This is a genomic window from Neorhizobium sp. T6_25, assembly GCF_002968555.1.
Taxonomy (GTDB): domain Bacteria; phylum Pseudomonadota; class Alphaproteobacteria; order Rhizobiales; family Rhizobiaceae; genus Neorhizobium.
Genome location: NZ_PVBL01000016.1, coordinates 74138 through 99032 on the forward strand (window position 1 = coordinate 74138; position 24895 = coordinate 99032).

The window sequence follows — 24895 nt, forward strand, 5'->3', positions numbered from 1 at the left end:
AAAATTATGGCAGTGAGGATGACGGCCGGGCGGCGGCTCGCGCCTTGGAGAGACGATGAGTAAGATTGATCTAGATATTTCCAACCTTCCCGACACCACCGTTTCGGTCAGGGAAGTCTTCGGCATCGACAGCGATATCAGGGTTCCGGCATATAGCAGCGGCGACCCTTACGTTCCGGATCTCGACCCGGACTATCTTTTCGACCGCGACACGACGCTCGCCATTCTCGCAGGCTTTGCGCATAACCGACGCGTCATGGTGTCCGGCTTCCACGGCACCGGCAAGTCCACCCATATCGAGCAGGTCGCTGCACGCCTCAACTGGCCGTGCGTGCGTATCAACCTCGACAGCCATGTCAGCCGTATCGATCTCGTCGGCAAGGACGCGATCGTGCTGAAGGACGGCAAGCAGATTACCGAATTCAAGGACGGCATCCTGCCCTGGGCCTACCAGCACAATGTCGCCCTCGTTTTCGACGAATACGATGCCGGCCGCCCGGACGTGATGTTCGTCATCCAGCGCGTTCTGGAATCCTCCGGCCGCCTGACGCTGCTCGACCAGAGCCGCGTCATCCGTCCTCACCCGGCATTCCGCATCTTTGCGACTGCCAACACGGTGGGGCTGGGCGATACGACCGGCCTCTATCACGGCACGCAGCAGATCAACCAGGCACAGATGGACCGCTGGTCGATCGTGACGACGCTGAACTATCTGCCGCACCAGAAGGAAGTCGATATCGTTGCCGCCAAGGTGAAGTCCTTCGGCAGCACGGCCGAGGGCCGCGAGACGGTGTCGAAGATGGTCCGCGTCGCCGATCTTACCCGTTCGGCCTTCATCAACGGCGATCTCTCGACCGTGATGAGCCCGCGTACCGTCATCACCTGGGCGGAAAACGCCGAGATTTTCGGTGATATCGCGTTCGCCTTCCGCATCACCTTCCTCAACAAGTGCGACGAACTGGAACGCACGCTGGTCGCCGAACAGTACCAGCGCGCCTTCGGTGTCGAGCTGAAGGAAAGTGCCGCCAACATCGTTCTCGGAGCGTAAGCCCAAGAGGAAGTTGAGGGAACGAGATCATGGCAGGTCGCGGAGACAATTCGAAAGCCAAATCCGGCGGTCCCGTGGATACGGAACCGTTGCGGCGGGCGATTACCGGCTGCGTAAGGTCGATTGCCGGCGACGCGGAAGTCGAGGTCACGTTCGCGAACGAACGTCCGGGCCTTGCCGGCGAGCGCATCCGCCTGCCGGAAATCTCCAAGCGACCCACGGCCCACGAGCTCGCGGTGACCCGCGGGCTCGGCGATTCCATGGCGCTGCGGATTGCCTGCCACGATACGGGCGTGCATGCGAACATGTCGCCCCAGGGTGCTGACGCACGCGTGGTCTTCGATGCGGTCGAGCAGGCGCGCGTCGAATCGATCGGCGCCTTGCGCATGGCCGGCATGGCGTCGAACCTCAGTTCGATGCATGCCGAAAAATACTCGAAGGCGAATTTTTCGGGCGTCGAACGGCAGGAAGACGCGCCGATCGGCGAAGCGGTCGCCATGCTGGTGCGCGAAAAGCTGACCGGCATCAAGCCGCCGCCGAGTGCGGGCAAGGTGCTGGATCTCTGGCGCCCGTTCATCGAGGACAAGGCGGCCGGCGACCTCGACAACCTCCGAAACGTGATCGAAGACCAGCAGGCGTTCGCCAAGCTGGTGCGGCACATGCTCACCTCCATGCAGATGGCGGAGGAGTTTGCCGACGACGATGCCGAGCCGGAGGAGATGGAAAACCCGGATCAGGACGACCAGCCGCGCAGCAACGAGACCGAGAACGACGAGGTCGAGGAAGAAGCCGGCTCCGACGCCGCACCTGCCGAGCAGAGCGACGCTTCCGACGAGGAAATGGACGACGGCGAGATGGACGGCGCGGAAATGTCCGACGACGACATGTCGGACGACAGCGACGAGCATTCGGAAACACCCGGCGAAACCCGGCGGCCCAACAGCCCGTTCGACGATTTTAATGAGAAGGTCGACTACAAGATCTTCACCCAGGAATTCGACGAGGAAATCACGGCCGAAGAGCTTTGCGACGAAGCGGAGCTCGACCGGCTGCGGGCCTTCCTCGACAAGCAGCTTGCCCATCTTCAGGGCGCCGTCGGCCGGCTTGCCAATCGCCTGCAGCGCCGCCTGATGGCCCAGCAGAACCGCTCTTGGGACTTCGATCTCGAAGAGGGATATCTCGATCCGGCCCGGCTGGTGCGCCTGATCATCGATCCGATGCAGCCGCTCTCCTTCAAGAAGGAGCGGGATACGCAGTTCCGCGATACGGTCGTGACGCTGGTCATCGACAATTCCGGCTCGATGCGCGGCCGGCCGATCACGGTCGCCGCCACCTGCGCCGACATCCTCGCCCGCACGCTGGAGCGCTGCGGCGTCAAGGTCGAGATCCTCGGCTTCACCACCAAGGCCTGGAAGGGCGGGCAGGCGCGCGAAAAGTGGCTGGCGAGCGGCAAGCCGCCGACGCCCGGCCGCCTCAACGACCTGCGCCATATCGTCTACAAGTCCGCGGACGCGCCGTGGCGCCGTTCGCGCCGCAATCTCGGCCTGATGATGCGCGAAGGTCTGCTCAAGGAAAACATCGACGGCGAGGCGCTGATGTGGGCGCATAACCGCCTGATCGCTCGCCGCGAGCAGCGCAAGATCCTGATGATGATCTCGGATGGCGCGCCGGTCGACGATTCGACGCTATCGGTCAATCCCGGCAATTATCTGGAACGGCATCTGCGCGCGGTGATCGAACAGATCGAGACGCGCTCGCCGGTGGAGCTGTTGGCGATCGGCATCGGCCACGACGTGACGCGCTACTATCGCAAAGCCGTGACGATCGTCGATGCGGACGAGCTTGCCGGAGCGATGACCGAGCAGCTTGCCGAACTGTTTGCGGAAAATGGCAGGCAGCAGGGCCGCATGCGACGGGCCAGCTGAGGTCCGCCGCTTGAAATTTTCCCGCTTCGTCGTCTGCGCCGGCCTTTTCGGCGCCATCGCTTCCCCGGTGGCGCCTGCCACCGACAATGTCTCGGTCAGGGCGCGGGCTATCACCGATTTCAAGCGCGGTTCGGCGGAGACGCGCTTCGGTTCGCTCGAATTTCTCGGTGGGATAGAATTTTCGTCACCTGATAGCCGGCTTCAGTCGCTGTCGAGCATCCGCTTTCGCGCCGATGGCGAAAGGTTCGTGTCGGTGCTCGATACCGGTTCCTGGCTGACCGGCCGCGTCGAACGGGATGCGAAGGGGCGTCTCGCCAACCTCACCGATCTCGCCATCAACCCGATCCTCATCCGTGGCGGCCGGGTCGGCTCGAAATACAATTCTGACGCCGAGGGGCTGGCGCTGCGGGACGGCCAGGCGATCGTCAGCTTCGAGCAGTTGCACCGCGTCGATGCCTATCCCGATCCGGGGTTCGAAACATCGGCGCCGTTGAAGAGCCTCGATCTACCCATTCCCCGCCACGAATTCCGGATGAATGCGGGCATGGAGACGGTGGCGGTGTCACCTCAGACCAGTCCGCTCGAGGGGGCGCCTGTCGCGGTCACCGAGCATAGCCTCGATGACCGGGGCAACCTTTTCGCCGCGATCCTGGAAGGGCCGCTCAAGGGCGTGTTCACGGTTGTGCGGCACGATCCGTTCGACGCGACCGATGGGGCCTTTCTGCCGAACGGCGATTTCCTGCTGCTGGAACGCCGCTTCAGCTTCATCGGCGGCCTCGGCATGCGCATTCGCCTGATCAAGGGCGACAGCATCCGTCCCGGCGCTGCGGTGGATGGCAACGTGCTTCTCGAAGCCGATATGGGCTATGCGATCGACAATATGGAAGGGCTCGACGTCATCGCCGGGCCGGAGGGCAAGCCGCATCTGATCCTGATTTCGGATGACAACGGCAATCTGCTGCAGCGTAACGTGATGCTGGAATTCCGCCTGAATAACTGAAGTCGCCGCCGAGAAACGGCTTCAACGCTGCTTCTTCTTAGGTGGAGGTGCCTGGATCCTCGGGTCAAGCCCGAGGATGACGAGTTTGGGGAGCCATCAGCAACAACAGCGACCTTTGCATTTGCTCAGCTTTGTTTCTGTGGGCAGAATAAGCACAGCTTCTCTTTCGTCATCCTCGGGCTTGACCCGAGGATCCAACGACAATGCGCATACCGCTGAGCTACCCGCTCAGGCAGCCTTCGCCACCTGCGGCATTGGCTTCAGCACGTTCATCAGGGCGCCGTAGGGCAGCAGCAGGACGACGCCGACCAGGATCTTGACCACGAGGTCGCCGAGCGCCCAGGAGATCCAGCGCGGGGCCTCGGTGGCAAGGGCGCCGAGGATCGGTGCGGATTGGATCGCGAAGTCTTCGTTCGGGCCGATGAAGGCGAAGAGCGGGGCGAAGGCCAGCGAGAAGAATAGCAGCGTGTCGAGCGCCGAACCGAGCAGGGAGCCAGCGAGCGGCGCGCGCCACCAGGTCTGGCGGCGGAGCCGATTGAACACGGAGATGTCGAGAAGCTGGCCGACCAGATAGGCGGTGCCCGAGGCGATGGCGATGCGCGGGGCGGAGGCCAGGAACGACAGCGTCACGCCGACGACAAAGCCTGCGAGAACGACGCGTCGGGCGATCGAAGGCCCGAACTGCCGGTTGGCGAGATCGGTCACCAGGAAGGCAAAGGGATAGATAAAGGCGCCCCAGGTCAGAAGATCGCCGAGGGCGATGCCCCAGAACGTGCCGACGACCGGGAACTGGACCAGGAAGTTCGACGCGACCACGACGGCCGCCATCAGCAGGGCATAGATGAAAGTATAGCGTGAGCTCAGCATTTTTTTATCCTGGGTGATGCCACCAGTTGGAGTTTTATGAAGGCCAAGAGAAAAGGCCTGGCCGGTATTACCCGTCAAGCCTTGTTCAAAGCCGGATGATTTGTCGTCAGGCCAATTAAGCCGCAGCAGCGACTTCGGCGGTCTTCTTGACGATCTGGCGGCGCAGCAGGCGGGCGCGCATCGACAGTTCGGTCTCGTTGGACTTCAACAGGAAGGCATCGAGGCCGCCACGATGTTCGACGGAGCGCAGAGCGTGTGCCGAGACGCGCAGGCGATAACGCTGGCCGAGAGCGTCGGAGATCAACGTAACCTGGCACAGGTTCGGCAGGAACCGACGGCGGGTCTTGTTGTTGGCGTGGCTTACGTTGTTGCCGGTCTGAACGCCCTTGCCGGTCAGTTCGCACACACGAGACATGGATACACCTTTGTTCTTCTGCAATCGGATGGTACTTCCGGACAATGCCGGTGCGCCGATCCAACTGGTCCTGAGTGGAAAGTTGCGGTTCTATAGTCAGTGGGGCTCGTCGCGTCAAGCCAAAACCTTGACCTCACCCTAAGAGAATCCGCCGCCAGTGCCGTGAAGCCGCTATTTTCTTGCCATGATGCACCGTCTATATGTCTGTGGGAAGACGCTTTTCGGCGTGCTCATCGGTCAGGGCAAAATCATGAACCTTCGCGGCAGTTTCGTCAGTGCCTTCGTGCTCGTCTTCGGGTTCACGGCCAATCCGCTTGGCTCGGCGGAAATCCGGCATGTCAGCGAATACAATATCTCGCTCGGGATACTGCCGATCGCCAAGGCCTCTTTTGCCAGTGAATTCAACAGCAGCGACTACAAGATCACCGGAAGGTTCAAATCGGCAGGGATCGTCAACATCATCAGCCGCATCTCCGCCGAAACCAGCGTCAGCGGGCGCATGCAGGCCGACAAGCTGCAGGCCGATCGCTACAACCTCGTCTACAGCACCGGAAAACGCACGCGCATCTACGATGTCGAATACCGCAACGGCAATGTCACCGGGACGACGGTCAAGCCCGAGCCGACCCGCAATCCGGAGACCTGGATTCCCGTGACCGAAAAGGACCTGCGTGCCGTACTGGACCCTCTGAGCGGCCTCATCTTCCCGGGCGACGCCAAGGTCTGCCCCAGCCGGCTGCCGATCTATGACGGTGAGTCGCGCATGGACCTGGTGCTGACGCCGAAGGGCACCAAGCCGTTCTCGACCGACGGTTTCAAGGGCGAGGCGATCGTCTGTTCGATCCGCTACCTTCCGAGATCGGGCTTCAAGCGCGGCCGCAGCGATATCGAATACCTGCGCAAGACGCCGATGGAAATCTGGTTTGCCAAGGCACAGTCGGTAAATGTATATGCTCCGGTCTATGCCGTCATCCCGACCAGGATGGGGCAGGTTTACGTGACGGCTGTCAAATATGGCGGCTGACTAAAGCGCCCGTCCGGGCGCCCAGGGGGGCAGGGGTGAAAATCCGGGGGACGTTGATCGGTTTTACGGCGATCCTGATGTGGTCGTTGCTGGCCCTGATGACGGCTGCATCCGGAAAAGTGCCGCCCTTCCAGATGAATGCGCTCACCTTCGCGATAGGCAGCCTGCCGGGCATCGTGCTGTTCATCGTCAAGCCGGAACGGATCGCCCTCCTGAAACAGCCGGCCAAGGTGTGGATCACCGGGATCGGCGGCCTGTTCGGCTATCATTTTCTCTATTTCACCGCGCTCCGGAATGCGCCGGCGGTCGAGGCGGGGCTGATCGCCTATCTCTGGCCGCTGTTCATCGTCGTCGGCTCGGCCCTGCTGCCGGGCGAGAAGCTGCGCTGGTATCACGTGGCTGGTGCTGCCGCCGGGCTCTGCGGCACGATCGCCATCGTGTCGCGCAACGGACTTGCCTTCGACGACGCCTATCTCGTGGGTTATGGCGCCGCCTTTCTCTGCGCTTTCACCTGGTCCGGTTATTCGCTGCTGACGCGGCGTTTCGACCAGGTTTCGACCGATGTCGTCACCGGTTTCTGCCTCGGTACCTCGTTGCTGTCGCTGGTCTGCCATCTGGCGCTGGAGACGACCGTCTGGCCGGCTGATGGCGGCGAGTGGGCGGCGGTCGTCGGGCTTGGCCTGCTGCCGGTCGGCGCGGCCTTCTACGCCTGGGACTACGGCGTCAAGAACGGCGATATCCAGATCATCGGCGCGGCCAGCTATGCGGCGCCGCTGCTGTCGACGCTGATCCTGGTCGCATCGGGCTTTGCCGAGCCGGATTGGCGCATTCTGCTTGCCTGCCTGCTGATCACCGGAGGGGCGGTGCTGGCGGCGCGGGATATGTTCCGGCCGAAGCCGATTGCGGAAGCCGTGGCCGAATAGGCGTTCCTGAAAGGGTCGGGAACGTGGGGGAAGAGATGTATCTGTTGTTATGGGCGGTGCTGGCCGCCTCCATCGCGTTTGCGATCCATTATTTCCGCTGGCTGAAAAGGCCGGCGGGCCATCTTCGCGCGGTGCTGAAGACCGTACCGGTCTTGCTGCTCGTGCTCTATGCCGGTCTTTCCGGCGCCCCGGCGCTGTTGGTCGCAACGCTGGCGCTGGGTGCAGTCGGAGACGCCTGCCTCGCCTACGAGGGAGAGCCAGCCTTCGTCGCCGGGCTCGCGGCCTTCCTCGCTTTGCATATTGCCTATGCGGCGCTGTTCTGGCCGTCGATAGAACCGAGCCTGCTTTTCACCTCCGCCTGGCGTTATACGGCCGCGTGGATCTTCGTGGTGCTGACGGGCATGACGTTGTTCATGCTGTGGCGGCCTGCAGGACGGCTCGCCATCCCCGTCGCCGCCTATGGGATCGCGATCGTCGCCATGGCGCTTTCGGCGCTGGCGGTGAAGCCGATCCTGCCGGCGGCCGGTGCTGCGCTGTTCGTCATGTCCGACACCGCACTGGCGATCCAGAAATTCCTGGTCAAGCCGGATGCGCCTGTCATGGCGAGGCTGAAGCCGTTCGTTTGGGGTACTTACTTCGCGGCACAGCTGATCTTCACGTTGGCGATTGCCGGGCTTCCTTCGGCCTAGATTGACGGCTCCCAGCCGGGAGGCGCCATCTCGAAGCTTGAAAACTGAAAGCCTGGTGCGACCGTGCAGCCGACCAGCGTGAAGCGGCCAAGCGGTTCCGCTGCCTGCCAGGCGTCGGCCGGGACCGCGGCTTGCGGCCGTTCTCCTGCGGCAAGGTCTGTTCCGAGCCTCACCTCTTCGACCGTCTCGCCGTTGGAAACCCGCAGCAGCAGCGCATCGCCGGCATAGAAATGCCAGGTCTCGGCCGCGTCGCGAACCCGATGCCAGTGGGAGCGTTCGCCGGCTTCCAGCAGGTAGTAAATCGCCGTCGAATGGCCGCGCGTGCCGCCTTCGGCGTCCCGAAATGTCTCGACATACCAGCCGCCCTCCGGATGCCGCTGCATGCCGAGCGTGGTGATGATCTCCTCCGGCGTCATTCAGAAACTATCCTTGCGCTTGCGGATTTCGGCAAACACTTCCTCGTTGGATTTGCTCTCCATCAGAAGGTTGCGGCGGATGGCCGGGTCCGATGCGCGCAGGAAGGGATTGGTCTCCTTCTCCAGCCCGATCGTTGTCGGAATGGTAAACACACCGGCCGCGCGCTGCGCCTCGATCTCGCTCGCGCGCGCCTGCAGACGCCCGTTGTCCGGATCGACGCTCAGTGCGAACTTCGCATTCGAAAGCGTGTATTCGTGACCGAAATAGACGGCCGTCTCGTCAGGCAGAACGGCGAGCTTCTGCAGCGAATGCCACATGTCGGCCGCCGGGCGTTCGAACAGCCGGCCGCAGCCGAGCGCAAACAGCGTGTCTGCCGCGAACAGGATCTTGTCGTCCGGGAAATGGTAGCAGATATGGCCGGCCGTGTGGCCCGGCGTCTCGAGGACGCAGACGAGATGATCGCCGAACTGGAACTCGTCGCCATCCGCCATGGTCCTGTCGAGGCCGGGAATAGCAACCGCTTCATTGAATGGGCCGATGATCTCCAGCCCGAACTTTTCCTTGAGCGCCAGGTTGGCTTCGACGTGGTCGCCGTGGTGATGGGTGGTGAAGATGTGGGTGATCTTCCAGCCGCGGCGGGCCGCCGCATCGAGGATCGGCTTTTCCTCCGGCGCATCGATCGAGGCCGTCAGACCGCTTTCCGGATCGTGCACGAGAACGCCGTAATTATCGCTGCGACATGAAAAAACTTCGAGTTCCAGTGGTCTCATAACATAACCCCATTGCTGAAAGTGTTTTGCGTCACAATGTAGAGACTGGTCCCTTGAAGTCCAACCACCGTCTGGTACCAAATTACGCATGCACGCAGATATCGTCGATCTCCGCGAATTCTATCACTCGCCCCTCGGTCACCTTGCCGAGCAGTCGATCACGTTCGCGCTGTCTTCGCTCTGGGCGCGGTTGCCGGAAGAGCGGCTGGTGGGCCTTGGTTATGCGGTGCCCTATCTCGACCGTTTCCGCGCCGATACGGAACGCACCTTTGCCTTCATGCCGGCGGGGCAGGGGGCGGTGAACTGGCCGGTCAGCGAGCTTTCCTCGACCGCTCTCGTCTTCGACGAAGAGCTGCCGCTGCCGGACTCTTCCGTCGACCGCGTGCTGATGGTGCATTCGCTGGAATTTGCCGAAAACCCGCGGGAGACCCTGAAGGAACTCTGGCGGGTGCTTGCGCCCGGCGGGCGGCTGGTGATCGTCGTGCCCAACCGGCGCGGTGTCTGGGCGCGCATGGAACACACGCCCTTCGGCTCCGGCCGGCCCTATTCGCGCGGGCAGCTCACCTCGCTGCTGCGCGAGACCAACTTTACGCCGGGCGCCAGCGCCGAGGCACTGTTCTTCCCGCCGTCGAAGATCCGCGCCGTGCTGAAGCTGCGCCAGGCCTTCGAGCGCCTGGGCCGTCGCTTCTGGCCGGTCTTTTCAGGAGTCATCGTGCTGGAGGCCCAGAAGCGGCTCTACCAGGGCCTGCCGGTCGCCGCCCGCGCCTCCCGGCGCGTCTTCGTGCCGGTTCTGGCCCCGCAGGGCGTGCCGACGACGCGGACGCGGTGATCGTCCCTCGTCGGCTGCGCCGACCATTCCTCACCCCTCGACAAAGGCGTTTTTCGGCTTTAATCCCACTGGATCACACCCGCCATTCAGGCTTTCCAAAAAGGTTGATCCGATGAGCATCGTCACGAGTGAGCCCGTTCCGCGTCCAGGCATCCTGGATATCGCCGCCTATGTGCCCGGCAAGGAACATGCTCCGGGCGTAGCGCGCGTCTTCAAGCTTTCGTCCAACGAGACGCCGCTCGGCGCCAGCCCGAAGGCGATCGACGCTTTCAAACAGGCGGCCGGCAACCTGGAACTTTATCCTGACGGTCAGGCGATGGCGCTGCGCGAGGCGATCGCCTCGGTGCACGGCCTCAATGTCGCGAACATCATGTGCGGCAACGGTTCCGACGAGCTGCTGGGCCTGCTCTGTCACGTCTATCTCGGCGCGGGCGACGAAGCGATCATCACCGAGCACGGTTTCCTCGTCTACAGGATCCAGATCATGGGCGCCGGCGCCACAGTGGTCGAGGTGAAGGAGAAGGATTGCACCGTCGATGTCGATGCGATCCTTGCCGCCGTCACCGACAAGACGAAGATGGTGTTCATCGCCAATCCCGGCAATCCGACTGGTACATACGTCCCGGTCGCCGATATCCGCCGCCTGCATGCCGGCCTGCCGAAGAGCGTCATCCTCGTGCTCGACGCGGCCTACGCGGAATATGTGCGCAAGAACGATTACGAGGCCGGCCTCGAACTGGTGTCGTCCAACAGGAACGTCGTGATGACCCGCACCTTCTCCAAGGTCTACGGGCTTGCGGCGCTGCGCATCGGCTGGATGTACGGCCCGGCCGGCATTCTCGATGCCTTGAACCGTGTGCGCGGTCCGTTCAACATGAACGCCCCGGCGATCGCCGCGGGTGCCGCCGCGATCCGCGACCAGGCTTTCGTCGAAAAGGCAGTCGAGCACAACAATCTCTGGCAGGGCAAGCTCACCCATGCGCTGGAGACGATCGGTCTGAAGGTCACGCCTTCGGTCACCAATTTCGTGCTCATTCATTTCCCGGATCTCGACGGCAAGCGGGCGCCGGAAGCGGATGCGTTCCTCACCAGCCGCGGTTACATCCTTCGCGCCGTCCGCGGGTACGGTTTTCCGAACGCCCTGCGCATGACGATCGGCTCGGAAGAGGCCAATCGCGGCGTCATCGAGACGCTCGGCGAATTTATGGGCAAAAGCGCATGAGCACGCCGCTTTTCGACAGGATCGCGCTGATCGGCATCGGCCTGATCGGCTCCTCGATCGCACGGGATGTCAAGGAACTGGGCCTGGCCGGCGAGGTGGTGATTTCCACGCGCAGCGCTGAAACGCTCAAGCGTGCCGAAGAACTGGCGCTCGGCACGCATTACGTCTCCTCAGCCGCGGACGCGGTGAAGGATGCCGATCTGGTCATCGTCTCGGTGCCGGTCGGTGCATCGGAAGCGGTCGCCAAGCAGATCGCCGGCACCCTGAAGCCCGGCGCGATTGTCACGGATGTCGGCTCCACCAAGGCCTCCGTCATCGCGCAGATGGCGCCGCATATGCCGGAAGGCGTACATTTCATCCCGGGCCATCCGCTGGCGGGCACCGAAAAATCCGGCCCGGACGCCGGCTTTGTCGGCTTGTTCCGGGATCGCTGGTGCATCTTCACGCCGCTCCCGGAGACGGATCCGGCCGCGCTCGACAAGCTGAAATCCTTCTGGATGGCGCTCGGCTCGCGTATCGACGAAATGGACCCGCAGCACCACGATAAAGTGCTGGCGATCGTCTCCCACCTGCCGCACATCATCGCCTACAACATCGTCGGCACGGCGGACGATCTCGAGACGGTGACCGACGCCGAAGTCATCAAATATTCAGCCTCCGGTTTTCGCGATTTCACGCGCCTTGCCGCGTCGGACCCCACCATGTGGCGGGATGTCTGCCTGCACAACAAGGATGCGATCCTGGAAATGCTGGCGCGGTTTTCGGAAGACCTTGCCTATCTGCAGCGTGCGATCCGCTGGGGCGAGGGCGACAAGCTGTTCGAACTCTTCACCCGCACCCGCGCTATCCGCCGCTCGATCGTCCAGGCCGGCCAGGATGTCGACGCGCCGGATTTCGGCCGCCACGCGCTCGACGCCAAGAAGTGATCGCGCTCAGATCGGCGGGATTTCGCCGATCTGGATAAAGCCGCCGGCGAACACCTTGCCGCGGTTGATGGTGAGGTCGAGCGACGCGCTCTTGCCGCGGCCGAGCGCGGACAGCATGTTGGCGGCGGTCTTCAGCGTCGGGGCGATCTGAGGAAACGCCTGGCTCAGACTGTCGCGCCACGCATCGATCTGTTCGATCCGGAGCTTCAGCTTGCCCGACAGATAACCCTGCTCGTCGAAGGAGAAGGGCCCGGAAACGGTGATCAGCTTGCCATCGCCGAGATCAGCCGAAATGCTGCGCATCTGGCCCTCAGTGCCATAGAGAACGGTTCCGTTCGGATCGGATCCGTCGATCATGCCAGCGCGGCCGGTCAGGGTCAGGTCGAGATTGGCCGTGAACCGCGGCAGAAGCTGCGGCAGGTCCTTCATCACCACATCGGTGTTTTGCAGCGTCATGGCCGCGTCGAGGTCGGTGCCGTTCTGGCGCAGATGGATTTCGGTGTGACCGGCGCTGATATTGAAGGCCTGGCCGGTGGCCGACGACAGGATGTTCGTCCTGGCGTTCTCGATCACGGTGGAGGTGCGCTCCACCCCGCGAAACCGGGTGGTCAGGCTCGACTGGAAATTCTCCCAGGTGGTCGAGACCGAAAGCCCGTGGCCGGTGCGGATCTCGATCGGCGAATCGAGTTCCCAGACGATATGGCCGGGATTGTAGACCTGCGCCGCGGACCGCAGGGATCCGAACATTGCGGAAATGCCGTTGGTGCGGTCGTCGATCGAGACCTTCGAGCAGAACAGGCCGATCCGGAACGGGTAGCCGCGATAGTCTGCATCCGTACATTCCGCCGAGATGCCGCGCCGTTCCTGGCTGCCGAGCAGGGCCAGCGTCCGCTCCTTCAGCATCGACGCCGCATAGAACCAGCCGGCGGTGTAAAGTGCGATCACCAGCACCACGCCGCAGGCGAGTAGCCATAATTTGCCGCTGACGCCAGTTCGGCTTGACGCTGCCATGATGTTCTCCAATGGTGATGAAAACTTGGGGCTGGATGCTTCAATTGGAATGGTGTGGCGCGGGATATGGACGAATTTTGGGTGTTTGGCTACGGGTCCCTGATGTGGAATCCGGGTTTTGCGTTCGAGGAAAGACTGCCCGCACGTGCCTTCGGCTTCCGCCGCTCCCTCTGCGTCTGGTCCTACGTGCATCGCGGCACTCCGGATCGTCCGGGCCTTGTCCTCGGTCTCGACCGTGGCGGCTCATGCCGCGGCGTTGCCTTCCGAGTGAGCGAGGATAACCGGGCGGACGTGCTCGACTACCTGCGCCGGCGCGAACTGGTCACCAATGTCTATCTCGAGAAAATTTTGCCGGTGGCGCTCGGAGATGGGCGACAGGCGAGGGCGGTTGGCTATATCGTCGATCGCCATCATGTCCAATATGCCGGCGCGCTCGAGATCGAGCAGGCGGCGCAGATCGTCCGCGTCTCCGTCGGCCAGTCCGGGCCGAACGACACTTACGTGTTCAACACGCTCGAACATCTCAAGGAAATGGGGATCCGAGATCACTGGCTGGAAAGCGTCGGGGCTGCGGTGGCAGCCGCCATCTGACTACACCGCAGTCTGGCCCTTCAGCTCCGAAAGCCGTTTGACCGCCGAGGGCGGCAGCGGCAGGTGCGGATTGGCGGCCACGGTCTCGACCAGCAGCTTGTCGCTTTCCCGTTCCAGCGTCTCGACCAGATGGGCATAGAAGGCATCCGGATCCATGCCCGGTGCGATCGGCGGCAGGATGCGGACCTTGAAACGGCCGGGATATTTGATGAGCTTGCGGCGGCCCCAGAACAGACCCCAGTGGGCGACGACCGGCACGACGGGTACCCCGACGTCGCGATAGATACGGGCGATGCCGTAGCGGTATTGCGGCTCGGCGCCCGGCGGGCGGCGCGTGCCTTCGGGGTAGATGATGAGCTGGCGGTTGTTTGCCATCTCCTCCTTCGTCCGGTTCATGACATCGACCATCACCTTGCCGCGGGCGCCGCGGTTGACCGGGATCATCTTCTGCTTGGCGGCGTACCAGCCGAACAGCGGGATCCACATCAGTTCGCGCTTGAGGATATAGACCGGGTCCCGCTGCCAGGGCAGGAGTGCCACGGTATCCCAGGCGGATTGATGTTTGGGGGCGAAGATGCAGCCGCCCTCTGGCACGTTTTCCAGCCCCTCGATCTCAAAGGTGGCGCCGACGATCTTTGCCATCAGCCAATTGCAGGAGGCTGCCCAGGCTTTGGGGATGCGATAGGCCGCCTTGCGCGGCATCAGGAAATAGATCGGGCTCAGCACGATCATGCGGACGATCAGGTTTGTGTAGAAGGCGATGTTGAAAAGAACCGAACGCACCAGCAGCATGGAAGCTTCCTCTTGGACAGGCGTTGCCTACACGAGATCGGGCGGGGAAAAAAGCGTCGGCTCGTCATCCGGAGGGAAAAGTGTCAGGGCGCGGGCTTTGCCGCTGTCTTCGGCGGGTCCTCGTTGCGCAGTCCCGTACCGCGCTCGATGCCGAACCAGTCGCGGAAGGTGGCGAGCACGACCTTGCCGTATTCGGAAAGCATGGTGCGCAACACGTCCGGCTCGGCGAACCAGGCTTTCCTAGTGAGATCGGAACTGACCACCGGATAGGCAATGAACTCGGTCACCGGATCGGCACGGCGCAGTTCGTGCAGGCTGCGCAGCATGTGATAATTGTTGGTGACGACCAGCACGGACCGGTATCCGTGGTCGTGGATCCAGCGGGTGATTTCGTTGGCATTGCCGATCGTATCGATCGCATCGTAGCCGATATCGACGCAACAGGCGAAAAGGTCGGGCGAGGCCTGCGTGACCTTGCGGATCTGGGTCGGGCTGGTGGACGGGTGCGCTCCCGAGATCAGCAGGCGCTGGCCGGCCCCGTCCCGCAGAAGTCCGAGCGCCTGTTCGATGCGCAGGTAGCCGCCGGTCAGGACGACGATCGCATCGGCCTTGACGCCGTCAGGTGCCTTCAGCGACGTCACGGCGTTCGCAAACCATAAAAACCCCCCGAAAAGCAGGGCCAATCCGAGCACGCAGACCATGATGATGCGGCGCGCGGCCCATCGCAGCCGGCTGTTGCGCGAAAACACTCCCCCGAGCCGCCGCCGCGGGTGGCGGTCCGCTCCATTTTCGGGTGTGGTCGGGGCCGGTGTCATGATTGTCCATAGCCGGAGATTCGTGGCGAGAACAGGGCCAACCTACAGAGGGAAGGCGACCGATTCAAGAAGCTGATAATCCGTCGGATCGCGCCGGATCGGAACGGATCAGGTCGATCTCGTCGATCGTGCGCATGACCGTGAACCGGGCCGTCAGGGTCGTCAGCAGCGCGATCACCACCATCGTCGCAAAGATGCCGAGATAACCGCCGACGCCGATGGTGAAGGAACCGAACAGCGCGCTCGCCTGGTCGCTCTCCGGCGTCGCCAGCGAATTGGCCTGCCACATGTTGGCGATGGCGAATATCGCGGCCGCGAGCGCACCGCCGGCGGCCGAGCCCTTGATGCTGATCTTCAGGAAGTGTTTCTGGAATTCGCTGGCGACGAAAGAGCTTTCAGCTCCGACGAAATGCAGCACCTCGACGATATGGCGATTGCCGGACAGCGCCCCGCGCGTGGCAAAGATCACCGTCAGGATCATTGCCGTGAACACCAGGACGAGGACGCCCATGCCGATCAGCACCGTCGTATGGGCCATGGACACCAGGCGATCCACCCAGGTGCGGTGATCGTCGAGGAAGGCTTGCGGGATTTCGGTCTTCAGGAGATCGCGCATCCCGGCGAAATCGGGCGGGTTCTGCTCGTCGATGGTGACGATGACCAGGCGCGGCACGGGCAGGTCGGTGAGGTTCAGCCCGGTTCCCAGCCACGGCTCCAGAAGCCTTGCGGTCGCGCTTTCGTCCATGATCGTGCCTTCGCGGGTGCCGACGAAGGTGAGCGCCAGGTCGCGGGCCTTCTTCAAAGCCGCGTTCATGTCGAGCCCGTCTTCCGGCTTGATCTGGATGGTGATCTCGCGGGAGATCTGGCTCTGCCAGCTCGATGCCGTGGCCCTCACCATGCTCACCGCGCCGAGCGTCAGGCAGGCGAGGAAGGCCATGATGGCGATTACCACCATCAGCGCATTGCCCTGGATGTTGGAGGGCGGCAGGATCGGCGCGGTGGGCCGCACCCGCATCTCGACTCGGCGTGCCTGCTTCTGGCCTGCCGGGTGAACCTGCTGCTCGTTTTCGGGCCTCTGCGATTGGGCGCTCTTCGGCGCTTTCGGGCGGCTCAGCTCATTCATAGATGTCGAGCCGCCCTTCGGTGAGGATCATCCGCCTTGCGTCCACCTGGTCCATCAGCGCCAGATCGTGGGTGGCGATGACGACGGCGGTGCCGAGGCGGTTGAGTTCCAGGAAGAGATTGAGGAGCCGGCGCGCCATCGGCGGATCGACGTTGCCGGTCGGTTCGTCGGCGAGCAGGATTTCCGGCTGGTCCATCAGCGCGCGGGCAATCGCGGCACGCTGCTTCTCGCCGCCGGACAGAACGGCCGGCAGCACGTTGATACGCTCGCCGAGCCCGACCCATTTCAGGAGTTCGATCACGTCGTTGCGGTAGGAGCTTTCCTCCTTGCCGCGCACGCGCAGCGGCAGGGCAACGTTCTCATAGGTGGTCAGGTGGTCAAGCAGGCGAAAGTCCTGGAAGACGATGCCGACCCGGCGGCGCAGCATCGGCAGTTCGGCGCGGGGGATCTGCGACAGGTCGCGGCCGAACATGTGGATGATGCCGCGGGTCGGATGCAGCGACATGAACAGCAGGCGCAGAAGGGTGGTCTTCCCAGCGCCCGATGGGCCCGTGAGGAACTGGAATGAGCGCTTGGGGATGTCGAAGGTCATATCCCGCAGGATCTCGGGACCCATCCCATAGCGCAGACCAACATTTTCGAAATGAATCAACGGATGACCCAGTCCTCGCTCTCTCGACTCTCTGGTGCCCGTCTATCTCTTAACGACCCGGGTAAACGAACGGTAAATCACGCGCGGAAAAGGGCTAATTTCAGGCCGTATTTGCGAAGCGTTAACCATTTCAATTTACGACTGAGCAGGATTCGATTCAATGCCCGCAATCCCGAACAACGGGGAAAACGGGCCGAAGAGGGCCCCATGAGCACGTTTGGCAGCCATCAGGGCAAGACAGCTATCCGGATGGACATCCTGCCGCCGGAACCTTCCACGCGCACGACCCGGGTCAATGCGCGGCGCGGCGAGGTGGTCGACGCCCAGTTCGTGCCGGTTCGCGAGACCTTCCGCAGGGGCCCGGCTCCGCGCTCGCACAACGACAACCGCACCAGGCGTGCGGAATCCACGGTCGCCGCATCGTCGTTCGCGGAGCGGGTCCTCGCCCGCATAGAGCGTGGCCTGATGCGTCTTTCCGCCGATTTCTTCTCGGCGGTCGTGGCCATCGTCTTCGTCGCCGTTTTCAGCCTCGCGGGCGGTTTCACCTTCCTGTTTGCCGGGTCAGTGACGGCCGAGGCCGGACCGACGCTCGACATCACCCATGTGACGATGACGCCGCAGGATGCCAACGGCATGCGCGTGCTGCTGATCAACGGCATTGTCGAGAACCGCGGCGGTCGCAATCGTGCCATGCCGCAGATCCGTGCTGAGTTGATTTCGGGCCAGACGCTTATTGCCACGACGCTGATCACGCCGCCGGCGTCGTCCCTCGAAGGCGGTCAGAGCCGCGGGTTTTCGGCGCGCGTGCCCCACCCCGGTGGAAAACTGCCCGATCTGCGGCTTTCCTTTGCCGAGCGCGGCGCCTAGAGCTTTCTCTTTCCCGGCTGATTGTGGTATCGCGGTTTTTTACGGACACGCAGGAGAACCTCATGCCCGTCGTACGCGGCAAAATCATCGAGCCGCTTTATACCGCCGAACAGATCGCCGAGCGTAACCATGCGATCGCGGCGCAGATCGCTACCGGACCGACCAAGGATCTCTTGGTCATCGCCATTCTCAAAGGCTCGTTCATCTTCGCCGCCGACCTGTTGCGGGCGCTGCACGACGTGGGTCTTGCGCCGGAAGTCGAATTCGTCACGCTGTCGAGCTACGGCGCCGGAACCGTTTCGCAAGGGGTGCGGATCGTCAAGGATATCGACAGCGACGTGAAGGATCGCGACGTGCTGTTGATCGACGACATTCTTGAATCCGGTCGGACGCTGAAATTCGCCAAGGAAATGCTCTATGAGCGTGGCGCCCGCAACGTTTCCGTCGCCGTGCTGCTCGACAAGCGCGTCAAGCGCCAGGAGGATCTGGAGGCGGATTACGTCGGTTTCGAATGCCCGGACTACTTCGTCGTCGGTTACGGAATGGACGTCGCGTACGCTTTCCGCGAGCTGCCTTTCGTCGGTGTCGTCACCGGAGACGCCTGACCGATTTGCCTGGCCCGAGCGAGACGAGGTGTTAACCATGTCGGCCCGCAATGGGCCGGCGTTTACTCCTCGACAAGAAAACTCTGTTGATTTGCTTCCCACATAAACAAAACACGGGAGCGATCACCGCAATGGCAAAAATCCTGATTACCGAAGACGAGGATTCGCTCCGCATGTTCGTTGCGCGGGCGCTTCGTCTCGATGGTCATGAGACCCATGAAGCGGGCGACGGCGCGGAAGGTCTCGAAAAGCTGAGCGAGGGGCCTTTCGACCTGCTGCTTTCCGATATCCGCATGCCGGTCATGGATGGCATAGAACTGGTGCACCAGGCGTCGGCCCGGTTCCCGGATCTCAAGATCCTGCTGATGACCGGTTATGCGGAGCAGCGGGAGCGAGCAGACGATCTCGCGGCCAAGGTGATCGACGTGGTGCAGAAGCCGTTCGCGCTGCCCGATATCCGCCGGGCCGTCGCCTCGGCGTTGGCGACCGGAAACTCCCGGGCCGCCTGATCGCTCAGCGAATATCCAGAAGCCGTTCCAGGTATTGCCGCTCCGCTTCGCCGGAGAGCGCATTGCCGAGCTTTTCGCGGATCGCTTCAAGGATTTCCCGGGCACGCTGGACGTCGATTTCGTCAGGTACCTTCACCTGATCGCCGAAATCAGGGCCTGACGTGGCGCGCGGGCGCCCGAGCGGATCGCGCCCGTTCTGGCCACCCTGGGTCATGTTCTCGCCCGGGCCGCCGCGCTCCTGGCCTTCGCCCTGACCCTGGCCTTGCTGCTGCATGGCCTGCATCATCTGCTGCATCATGTTCTGGGCACCCTGACGAAGCGCGTTGAGCGCATTGCCTTGGCCCTGAACCGCCTGGTCGCCCTGGCCTTCGCCGAGTGCCTTGCCGGCATTGCCCATCTCGCTCTGCGCCTTGCCGAAACCTTCGCCCGGCTGCATGCCGAGACCCTTCAGCGCCTGCTGCAGCTCTTCGAGTTTCTTGCCGAGGCCTTCCTGCTGGGCGCGGAGGTTCTTCAGCGCTTCCCGAAGCTGCTCGGCGGTCATCTGGTCACTGTTCTGCTGACCTTGCTGACCTTGTTGGCCTTGCTGACCTTGTTGTTGCTGGCCCTGCTGCTGTTGCCCTTGCTGGCTTTGATCGCCGGGCCGCTGGCTGGGATCGCCACGCTGCATGCGGTCGCGCAGCGCCTGGTCCAGCTTGAAGGTCTGGTCCATCAGCCGCTGCTGTTCCTGCATGATCTCGCCGAGCTTGTCGATCTGCTGGCGCATCTGGCCGTTCTGCTGCTGCTGGCCCTGCTGCCCGCGCTGCGGCCTGCCGGCCTGCAGGTTGTTCATCATCCGCTGCAGTTCGTTGAGCATCTGCTGGGCGGCATCGCGATTGCCGGACCGGGCGAGGTTTTCGATCTGGTCCATCATGTTCTGCAGGTCGCGCTGCCGGATGACGTTCTGGGACTGCATGTTGTTGGGCGCCTGCGGGGCGTTCTGCATCCGCTGGGCAAGCTCGTTCATGAACTGCTGCATGGCTTCGCGCAGTTCCTGCATCAGCCGGGCGATCTCCTGGTCGGACGCCTTGTTCTGCAGCGCCTCGGCGAGATTACGCTGGGCGTCGCGCAGGCGGCGCTCCGCCTGAGACAGGTCGCCGTCCTCGATGCCGAGCGCGATCTCCCAGAGATATTCGGCGGTATCCTTGAGCTGCTCCTCGTTGCGGGCGAGCTTCATGCGCTCGAGCGCCGAGCGGATCAGCAGGAAATGGCTGAGGTTGGGGATGGTTTCGTCGGGCCGGATCGCCAGCGCCTCGTTGAGCTCGATGGCGCGGGGCATCTGGCGGGTGTCGAGCGCGAAGACCTGGCGCTCTTCCGCGACGGCGGCTGCGAGCGGCTCGGAGAAGCCGCGCGACGGCAGCACCATTTCATGGGCCGGGCTGCGGCCGGTCTGGCCGGCGCCGTCCTTGGCGATCAGGGTGATCCTGACCCGCTTGCCGGCGAGCGGATGCTCGATCAGGCTGCGGCTCGTCAGGGCCTTGACCTCGCGGCTGTTCTGCCGCGGCAGGTCGAGCCGGTAGTCCGGGGCCGGATAGAGGGGGGTCGCGCCCGGAGCCGGCTGATCGACCGGTTCGATCAACGCATGGGCTTCGCGAATGCCGTAATCGTCCTTGCCGGTGAAGCCGATTTCGAGAGCGCCGTTGACGGAACGCTTCGGCTGGCCGTCGAAGGCGATTTCCGGCGGCCGGTCGGGGATGACGTCAAACGCCCAACTCTGGCCGTTGACGGTCAGGCTGCCGCTCTCGGCGACGTTGAGCGCATAGGTTCGGGGTGGTCGCTGCTGGTTGGGCTGCTGCGGCGCAGCCTGCTGAGCCGGTGGCTGCTGGCCGGGGGCGCCCTGCTGCGGTTGCTGCGCCGCCGTTTCCGCGGCCTTCTTGGCTTCCTCGGTGATCAACGTCGATGGTTGCCCGCCGGCCTTCGGGGCGAAGACCACGGCCTCGCCGCCTTCACCGCCGGTGACGCGCACGGTCAGCGCCGAATTCTGTGGGATCGAGACGGCAGCAGTGGTGGTGGTGACCTCGCGGCCGGTCAGGAAGACCGGGGCGCGGCCGGTATAGGACGGCGGCGTCAGCCAGGCGTCGATGCGCAGGTCCGGGTTGATGCTCGGCGCCGGCGGCGCGGGCCGGAAGGCATCGGCCGGAGAGCCGCCGCCGTTCGAGAAGGAATAACCGAGGGCGACGACGAAAACGAGAGCGGGAATGGCGCGCAGGGCGAACCGGTCGTGCCGGGCGATATCCGGCTGCGGCAGGCCGGCATCAAGCGCCGCGATGCGCTCGGCCATGCGGATCTGGTGTTCCTTCCAGAGCGCGCGTGAAAAAGGCGTCTCGAAAGCCGGATGGTCGTCCTGGACGCCGACCGGCTGGTTGGGGAGGTTGTTGCGGACTTCGAGAAGCCGATCAGCGTCGGCCACCGCCGGCCAGCGCAGGCGGGTCAACGGCAGCAGCGCATACACGAAGGCAAAGGCGAAGCCGCCGACCAGGACCCAGCGCACCCAGTCCGGCGCGATCCGGAAAATCCCGAACCAGGCCACCGACAGGAAAAGCGCCGCAATCCCGAGGGGCGCGAGCAGCAGCGGCAAAATCCGTTCGAAAAACAACACGATCCGGGCGAAGGACCGTTTCAGTGCAACGCGACGCGCAAGCACAGGATGCAATTCGAAGGCACCTTTGCGGATGAAGCTCATGCGGTCCGACTCCAGTCGTGGCGGCGCAAATCAAGCTTCCAAGATAACGATGTTTGTGGCGAAGACGAGGGCAGGGGGCGATCCGCCCCCATATTTTCCAGGCTTTCCCGTAAAAGTGAACGGCGCGTTAAATGTTCATTCAAGCCATGCGGGCACGGAATCGAGGCCGATGAGCTCTTCGTAACTGCCGCGCGGGCGCACCACATGGAACTCCGATCCCTTCACCAGAACCTCCGATACCAGCAGGCGGCTGTTATAGGTGCTTGCCTGCACGGCGCCGTAGGCGCCGGCGGACGAGACTGCGATCAGGTCACCGGGCTTGGGTTCGGCCATCTCGCGGTCGAGCGCCAGATAGTCGCCGGTTTCGCAGACCGGGCCAACGACGTCGCCCTTGACGCGCGGCGCATCGGCGGCCGGCACGACGACCGGACGGATCTCGTGATAGGCGTCGTAGAGCGTCGGACGGATCAGGTCGTTCATCGCTGCGTCGACGACCACGAAGGACTTTTCGCCGCCGTCCTTCACGTAGATGACCTCGGTCACCAGAATGCCGGCATTGCCGACGATCAACCGGCCGGGCTCGGTGACGATCTTGCAGTTCAGCGATCGCAGCTGGCGCTTCACCGTTTCCGCATAAGCATCGGGCAACGGTGGGGGATTGTTGTCCTGGCGGTAGGGAATGCCGAGACCGCCGCCGATATCGACGTGGTCGATGCGGTGGCCGTCGGTGCGCAGTGTCTCGACCAGTTCGCGCAGCAGCCGGAAGGCGTGCTCGAATGGCTGCAGTTCGGTGATCTGGCTGCCGATATGCATGTCGATGCCCTTGACGTCGATGCCATCGAGCGTCGCGGCATGAGCGTAAACGGCGCGGGCACGCTCATAGGCGATGCCGAACTTGTTTTCCTTCTTGCCGGTGGAGATCTTGGCATGCGTGCCTGCATCGACATCCGGGTTGATGCGGAAGGAGACATGCGCTTTTCTGCCGGCTTTCCGGGCGCGCAGATTGAGGACTTCCAGTTCCGGCTCGGACTCGACGTTGAAGCAGTAGATGCCGGCCGCCAGCGCCAGGTCCATTTCCTGCACCGTCTTGCCGACGCCCGAGAACATGATGCGGCTTGCCGGAATGCCGGCCGCCAGCGCGCGACGCAGCTCTCCGCCGGAGACGACATCGACGCCGGCTCCGAGCCGGCCGAGCGTCTTCAGCACCGCCTGGTTGGAATTCGCCTTCATCGCGTAGCAGACCATTGCGTCCACATCGGAGAACGCCTTGGCGAAAACCTTGTAGTGACGTTCCAGGGTGGCCGTCGAATAGACGTAAAATGGGGTCCCAACCGCCTTGGCGATTTCCGGGATCGGCACGTTCTCGGCGTGCAGCACGCCGTCGATGTAATGAAAATGGTTCACGGTAAAACTCGAAAATTACAGGAGCGGGTCGAGCAGGAAAGGTCGGTTGGCAACCGGCTCGGCCTTCTGTTCGCCCGGTTTGCCGCTCTTGCGGATGTTCTGCTGCTCCACCGGCGTGCTCGGGCGGTCGAGGCTGCCCTTGCGGCCGCAGCCGACGACAACGATGCCGGCGAGGCTCAGCACAAAGGCGATGCGGGCAATTTTTACCAGGGACTTCGACATTCTATTCCTTCTCCGGCACGGCTGCGGAACTTTCATAGCGAAGTTCCGCGCCCTTGTGCAGTCACTATCCGGCATCACTTCTCGGCGTTCGTTGCGGCCGGCATCAATTCCGGGCGCGCCACCAGGCGATCTGCTTCCTCACTTCCGCCGGCGCGGTGCCGCCGAAGCTGGTTCGGCTGGCGACCGAGGCGTCTACGGACAGGACGTTAAAGACCTTGTCGGTGATATCAGGATGGATCGACTGCAATTCCTCGAGCGACAGTTCGGAAAGGTCGCAGCCCTTGCTCTCGGCAAGCGCCACGGCGCGGCCGGTCACATGATGGGCGTCCCGGAAGGGAAGACCGACTTCACGCACCAGCCAGTCGGCAAGATCGGTCGCTGTCGAATAACCGGCACCGGCGGCTGCGCGCATCTTGTCGGCTCGGATCGTCATGTCGCGCATCATGCCGGTCATGGCAGCGATCGCCAGTTCCAGGTTCTCGGCGCAATCGAAGACCTGTTCCTTGTCTTCCTGCATGTCCTTGGAATAGGCAAGCGGCAAGCCCTTCATGACCGTCAGCAGCGCCACCAGCGAACCGTTGATACGGCCGGTCTTGGCACGCACCAGTTCGGCGGCATCCGGGTTCTTTTTTTGCGGCATGATCGACGAGCCGGTCGAAAACGCATCCGACAGGCGCACGAAACCGAATTGCGGCGTCGACCAGATGACAATCTCTTCGGCGAGGCGTGAAAGGTGCACGGCGCAGATCGCCGCGACCGACAGGAATTCCAGCGCGAAATCGCGGTCGGAGACGGTGTCGATCGAGTTGCGGGTCGGTTCCCGGAAGCCAAGCGCCTTCGCCGTCATGTGGCGGTCGATCGGGTAGGGCGTGCCGGCCAGCGCTGCGGCACCGATCGGGCTTTCGTCGAGATGGTCGATCGCGTGGCGGACGCGGGCGCGGTCACGGCCGAACATTTCCACATAGGCCATGCAGTGATGGCCGAAGGTGACCGGCTGGGCGGTCTGGAGATGGGTGAAACCGGGCATGACCGTATCGGCATGTTCCTCGGCGCGGTCGAGAAAGGCGGCGATCAGGCCGGTCAGCATCGCTTCGGTCTTGACGAGCTCCTCTTTCACCCAAAGGCGGAAATCGAGCGCCACCTGGTCGTTGCGGGAGCGCGCGGTGTGCAGGCGCCCGGCGGCGGGGCCGATCAGCACTGCCAGCCGCGCCTCGATGTTCATGTGGATGTCTTCGAGCTGCCTAGAAAATTCGAACTTGCCGGTTTCGATCTCTGACATGATCGTGTTCAGGCCAGACACGATCTTGTCTTTATCTTCGCCCGAAATAATGCCCTTTTCCGCCAGCATCGTCGCATGCGCTATTGAGCCGCGGATATCCTGGGCGAACAGCTTCTTGTCGAAACCGATCGAGGCATTTATCTCCTCCATGATCGCATCCGGCCCTGAAGCGAAGCGTCCGCCCCACATCTGGTTGGAGGATACTGCGTCCTTCGTGCCGTCAGCCATGATGCCTAGTCCTGGAGTAATTG

Annotated in this window: 26 protein-coding genes; 13 read left to right on the forward strand and 13 right to left on the reverse strand. The window is 63.2% G+C overall.

All coding sequences use genetic code 11. The annotated features are described in order from the left end of the window. Positions 1 to 55: 55 nt before the first annotated feature. Genes cobS through C5L10_RS20665 form a run of 3 tightly spaced genes read left to right on the forward strand, consistent with a single transcriptional unit; the run spans position 56 to position 3973 of the window. Positions 56 to 1048 (forward strand): cobaltochelatase subunit CobS, encoded by a 993-nt coding sequence (gene cobS / locus C5L10_RS20655; protein ID WP_105431178.1) that lies wholly within the window; start codon positions 56 to 58, stop codon positions 1046 to 1048. A gap of 29 nt (positions 1049 to 1077) precedes the next feature. Further along, positions 1078 to 2973 (forward strand): cobaltochelatase subunit CobT, encoded by a 1896-nt coding sequence (cobT, locus tag C5L10_RS20660; RefSeq protein ID WP_105431179.1) that lies wholly within the window; start codon positions 1078 to 1080, stop codon positions 2971 to 2973. Between the two features lie 10 nt (positions 2974 to 2983). After that, positions 2984 to 3973: an esterase-like activity of phytase family protein gene (locus C5L10_RS20665; protein ID WP_205837075.1), complete on the forward strand. Its 990-nt coding sequence runs from the start codon at positions 2984 to 2986 to the stop codon at positions 3971 to 3973. A 228-nt stretch (positions 3974 to 4201) separates the two neighbouring features. On the opposite strand, the gene C5L10_RS20670 is transcribed toward C5L10_RS20665, so the two are convergent. After that, positions 4202 to 4840, reverse strand: coding sequence for a queuosine precursor transporter (locus C5L10_RS20670; RefSeq protein WP_046637207.1), 639 nt, complete (start codon positions 4838 to 4840; stop codon positions 4202 to 4204). Between the two features lie 115 nt (positions 4841 to 4955). Next, entirely contained in the window at positions 4956 to 5255 is a 300-nt protein-coding gene (gene rpmB / locus C5L10_RS20675; protein ID WP_046637208.1) for a 50S ribosomal protein L28, read from the reverse strand. Positions 5256 to 5505: 250 nt separating this feature from the next. On the opposite strand from rpmB, the gene C5L10_RS20680 reads away from it, so the two are divergent. The 3 genes from C5L10_RS20680 to C5L10_RS20690 are packed head-to-tail and all read left to right on the forward strand — an operon-like array spanning position 5506 to position 7891. Then, positions 5506 to 6279 (forward strand): DUF3108 domain-containing protein, encoded by a 774-nt coding sequence (locus C5L10_RS20680; RefSeq protein ID WP_105431236.1) that lies wholly within the window; start codon positions 5506 to 5508, stop codon positions 6277 to 6279. 35 nt (positions 6280 to 6314) lie between these two features. Then, on the forward strand, positions 6315 to 7202 hold the full coding sequence (locus tag C5L10_RS20685; RefSeq protein WP_105431180.1) for a DMT family transporter: 888 nt from the start codon (positions 6315 to 6317) through the stop codon (positions 7200 to 7202). Between the two features lie 35 nt (positions 7203 to 7237). Continuing rightward, positions 7238 to 7891, forward strand: a complete 654-nt coding sequence (locus C5L10_RS20690; RefSeq protein ID WP_105431181.1) for a lysoplasmalogenase — start codon at positions 7238 to 7240, stop codon at positions 7889 to 7891. Here the strand turns inward: C5L10_RS20690 and C5L10_RS20695 are convergent. Beyond that, positions 7888 to 8307 (reverse strand): cupin domain-containing protein, encoded by a 420-nt coding sequence (locus C5L10_RS20695; protein ID WP_105431182.1) that lies wholly within the window; start codon positions 8305 to 8307, stop codon positions 7888 to 7890. The genes C5L10_RS20690 and C5L10_RS20695 overlap by 4 nt on opposite strands. After that, complete coding sequence (gloB, locus tag C5L10_RS20700; protein WP_105431183.1) at positions 8308 to 9078, reverse strand: hydroxyacylglutathione hydrolase; 771 nt, start codon at positions 9076 to 9078, stop codon at positions 8308 to 8310. An 88-nt stretch (positions 9079 to 9166) separates the two neighbouring features. On the opposite strand from gloB, the gene C5L10_RS20705 reads away from it, so the two are divergent. From C5L10_RS20705 to C5L10_RS20715, 3 genes are all read left to right on the forward strand, one after another. After that, entirely contained in the window at positions 9167 to 9907 is a 741-nt protein-coding gene (locus tag C5L10_RS20705; RefSeq protein WP_037081691.1) for a class I SAM-dependent methyltransferase, read from the forward strand. A gap of 112 nt (positions 9908 to 10019) precedes the next feature. Further along, complete coding sequence (hisC, locus tag C5L10_RS20710) at positions 10020 to 11129, forward strand: histidinol-phosphate transaminase (protein ID WP_105431184.1); 1110 nt, start codon at positions 10020 to 10022, stop codon at positions 11127 to 11129. Beyond that, the gene (locus C5L10_RS20715) at positions 11126 to 12055 is read left to right on the forward strand and encodes a prephenate/arogenate dehydrogenase family protein (protein ID WP_105431185.1); all 930 of its coding nucleotides are present in this window, start codon (positions 11126 to 11128) and stop codon (positions 12053 to 12055) included. Before hisC ends, C5L10_RS20715 begins: the two co-directional genes overlap by 4 nt. A gap of 6 nt (positions 12056 to 12061) precedes the next feature. On the opposite strand, the gene C5L10_RS20720 is transcribed toward C5L10_RS20715, so the two are convergent. After that, positions 12062 to 13066 carry a DUF2125 domain-containing protein gene (locus C5L10_RS20720; protein WP_105431186.1) on the reverse strand — a complete coding sequence of 335 codons (1005 nt, stop codon included), beginning with the start codon at positions 13064 to 13066 and terminating at the stop codon, positions 12062 to 12064. Positions 13067 to 13120: 54 nt separating this feature from the next. Here C5L10_RS20720 and C5L10_RS20725 point away from each other — a divergent pair, with 54 nt between their 5' ends. Further along, complete coding sequence (locus C5L10_RS20725) at positions 13121 to 13657, forward strand: gamma-glutamylcyclotransferase (protein ID WP_105431187.1); 537 nt, start codon at positions 13121 to 13123, stop codon at positions 13655 to 13657. Here C5L10_RS20725 and C5L10_RS20730 read toward each other — a convergent pair whose 3' ends face one another. The 4 genes from C5L10_RS20730 to ftsE all read right to left on the reverse strand — a co-directional run bounded on the left by C5L10_RS20730 (position 13658) and on the right by ftsE (position 17039). Further along, positions 13658 to 14449, reverse strand: a complete 792-nt coding sequence (locus tag C5L10_RS20730; protein ID WP_105431188.1) for a 1-acyl-sn-glycerol-3-phosphate acyltransferase — start codon at positions 14447 to 14449, stop codon at positions 13658 to 13660. It abuts the gene before it with no gap. A gap of 83 nt (positions 14450 to 14532) precedes the next feature. Beyond that, on the reverse strand, positions 14533 to 15264 hold the full coding sequence (locus C5L10_RS20735; protein ID WP_046637217.1) for a YdcF family protein: 732 nt from the start codon (positions 15262 to 15264) through the stop codon (positions 14533 to 14535). A gap of 64 nt (positions 15265 to 15328) precedes the next feature. Then, positions 15329 to 16279 (reverse strand): ABC transporter permease, encoded by a 951-nt coding sequence (locus C5L10_RS20740; protein ID WP_245448073.1) that lies wholly within the window; start codon positions 16277 to 16279, stop codon positions 15329 to 15331. A 100-nt stretch (positions 16280 to 16379) separates the two neighbouring features. Further along, on the reverse strand, positions 16380 to 17039 hold the full coding sequence (ftsE, locus tag C5L10_RS20745; RefSeq protein WP_007770735.1) for a cell division ATP-binding protein FtsE: 660 nt from the start codon (positions 17037 to 17039) through the stop codon (positions 16380 to 16382). A 207-nt stretch (positions 17040 to 17246) separates the two neighbouring features. Between ftsE and C5L10_RS20750 the strand changes: the two genes are divergently transcribed. From C5L10_RS20750 to C5L10_RS20760, 3 genes are all read left to right on the forward strand, one after another. Continuing rightward, complete coding sequence (locus tag C5L10_RS20750; RefSeq protein WP_105431190.1) at positions 17247 to 17906, forward strand: hypothetical protein; 660 nt, start codon at positions 17247 to 17249, stop codon at positions 17904 to 17906. A gap of 62 nt (positions 17907 to 17968) precedes the next feature. Beyond that, positions 17969 to 18511, forward strand: coding sequence for a hypoxanthine phosphoribosyltransferase (gene hpt / locus C5L10_RS20755; protein WP_038546323.1), 543 nt, complete (start codon positions 17969 to 17971; stop codon positions 18509 to 18511). Between the two features lie 131 nt (positions 18512 to 18642). Then, on the forward strand, positions 18643 to 19020 hold the full coding sequence (locus C5L10_RS20760) for a response regulator (RefSeq protein WP_037081707.1): 378 nt from the start codon (positions 18643 to 18645) through the stop codon (positions 19018 to 19020). A gap of 4 nt (positions 19021 to 19024) precedes the next feature. Here the strand turns inward: C5L10_RS20760 and C5L10_RS20765 are convergent, their stop codons facing one another. The 4 genes from C5L10_RS20765 to argH form a co-directional block, all read right to left on the reverse strand. Continuing rightward, positions 19025 to 21739 (reverse strand): TIGR02302 family protein, encoded by a 2715-nt coding sequence (locus C5L10_RS20765; protein WP_105431191.1) that lies wholly within the window; start codon positions 21737 to 21739, stop codon positions 19025 to 19027. 135 nt (positions 21740 to 21874) lie between these two features. Continuing rightward, a complete protein-coding gene (gene lysA, locus C5L10_RS20770) occupies positions 21875 to 23143 on the reverse strand; it encodes a diaminopimelate decarboxylase (protein ID WP_105431192.1) in 1269 nt (422 codons plus the stop codon). Positions 23144 to 23158: 15 nt separating this feature from the next. Then, positions 23159 to 23365, reverse strand: coding sequence for a lipoprotein (locus tag C5L10_RS20775; protein WP_038590638.1), 207 nt, complete (start codon positions 23363 to 23365; stop codon positions 23159 to 23161). 103 nt (positions 23366 to 23468) lie between these two features. Beyond that, positions 23469 to 24872, reverse strand: a complete 1404-nt coding sequence (argH, locus tag C5L10_RS20780; RefSeq protein WP_046665018.1) for an argininosuccinate lyase — start codon at positions 24870 to 24872, stop codon at positions 23469 to 23471. Positions 24873 to 24895: the final 23 nt, after the last annotated feature.

Coding starts and splice junctions, on each gene's coding strand:
- cobS (WP_105431178.1), top strand. CDS start 56: ATGAGTAAGATTGATCTAGATATTTCCAACCTTCCCGACACCACCGTT.
- cobT (WP_105431179.1), top strand. CDS start 1,078: ATGGCAGGTCGCGGAGACAATTCGAAAGCCAAATCCGGCGGTCCCGTG.
- C5L10_RS20670 (WP_046637207.1), bottom strand. CDS start 4,840: ATGCTGAGCTCACGCTATACTTTCATCTATGCCCTGCTGATGGCGGCC.
- rpmB (WP_046637208.1), bottom strand. CDS start 5,255: ATGTCTCGTGTGTGCGAACTGACCGGCAAGGGCGTTCAGACCGGCAAC.
- C5L10_RS20680 (WP_105431236.1), top strand. CDS start 5,506: ATGAACCTTCGCGGCAGTTTCGTCAGTGCCTTCGTGCTCGTCTTCGGG.
- C5L10_RS20690 (WP_105431181.1), top strand. CDS start 7,238: ATGTATCTGTTGTTATGGGCGGTGCTGGCCGCCTCCATCGCGTTTGCG.
- C5L10_RS20695 (WP_105431182.1), bottom strand. CDS start 8,307: ATGACGCCGGAGGAGATCATCACCACGCTCGGCATGCAGCGGCATCCG.
- gloB (WP_105431183.1), bottom strand. CDS start 9,078: ATGAGACCACTGGAACTCGAAGTTTTTTCATGTCGCAGCGATAATTAC.
- C5L10_RS20705 (WP_037081691.1), top strand. CDS start 9,167: ATGCACGCAGATATCGTCGATCTCCGCGAATTCTATCACTCGCCCCTC.
- hisC (WP_105431184.1), top strand. CDS start 10,020: ATGAGCATCGTCACGAGTGAGCCCGTTCCGCGTCCAGGCATCCTGGAT.
- C5L10_RS20715 (WP_105431185.1), top strand. CDS start 11,126: ATGAGCACGCCGCTTTTCGACAGGATCGCGCTGATCGGCATCGGCCTG.
- C5L10_RS20720 (WP_105431186.1), bottom strand. CDS start 13,066: ATGGCAGCGTCAAGCCGAACTGGCGTCAGCGGCAAATTATGGCTACTC.
- C5L10_RS20730 (WP_105431188.1), bottom strand. CDS start 14,449: ATGCTGCTGGTGCGTTCGGTTCTTTTCAACATCGCCTTCTACACAAAC.
- C5L10_RS20735 (WP_046637217.1), bottom strand. CDS start 15,264: ATGACACCGGCCCCGACCACACCCGAAAATGGAGCGGACCGCCACCCG.
- C5L10_RS20740 (WP_245448073.1), bottom strand. CDS start 16,279: ATGCGGGTGCGGCCCACCGCGCCGATCCTGCCGCCCTCCAACATCCAG.
- C5L10_RS20750 (WP_105431190.1), top strand. CDS start 17,247: ATGAGCACGTTTGGCAGCCATCAGGGCAAGACAGCTATCCGGATGGAC.
- hpt (WP_038546323.1), top strand. CDS start 17,969: ATGCCCGTCGTACGCGGCAAAATCATCGAGCCGCTTTATACCGCCGAA.
- C5L10_RS20760 (WP_037081707.1), top strand. CDS start 18,643: ATGGCAAAAATCCTGATTACCGAAGACGAGGATTCGCTCCGCATGTTC.
- C5L10_RS20765 (WP_105431191.1), bottom strand. CDS start 21,739: ATGAGCTTCATCCGCAAAGGTGCCTTCGAATTGCATCCTGTGCTTGCG.
- C5L10_RS20775 (WP_038590638.1), bottom strand. CDS start 23,365: ATGTCGAAGTCCCTGGTAAAAATTGCCCGCATCGCCTTTGTGCTGAGC.
- argH (WP_046665018.1), bottom strand. CDS start 24,872: ATGGCTGACGGCACGAAGGACGCAGTATCCTCCAACCAGATGTGGGGC.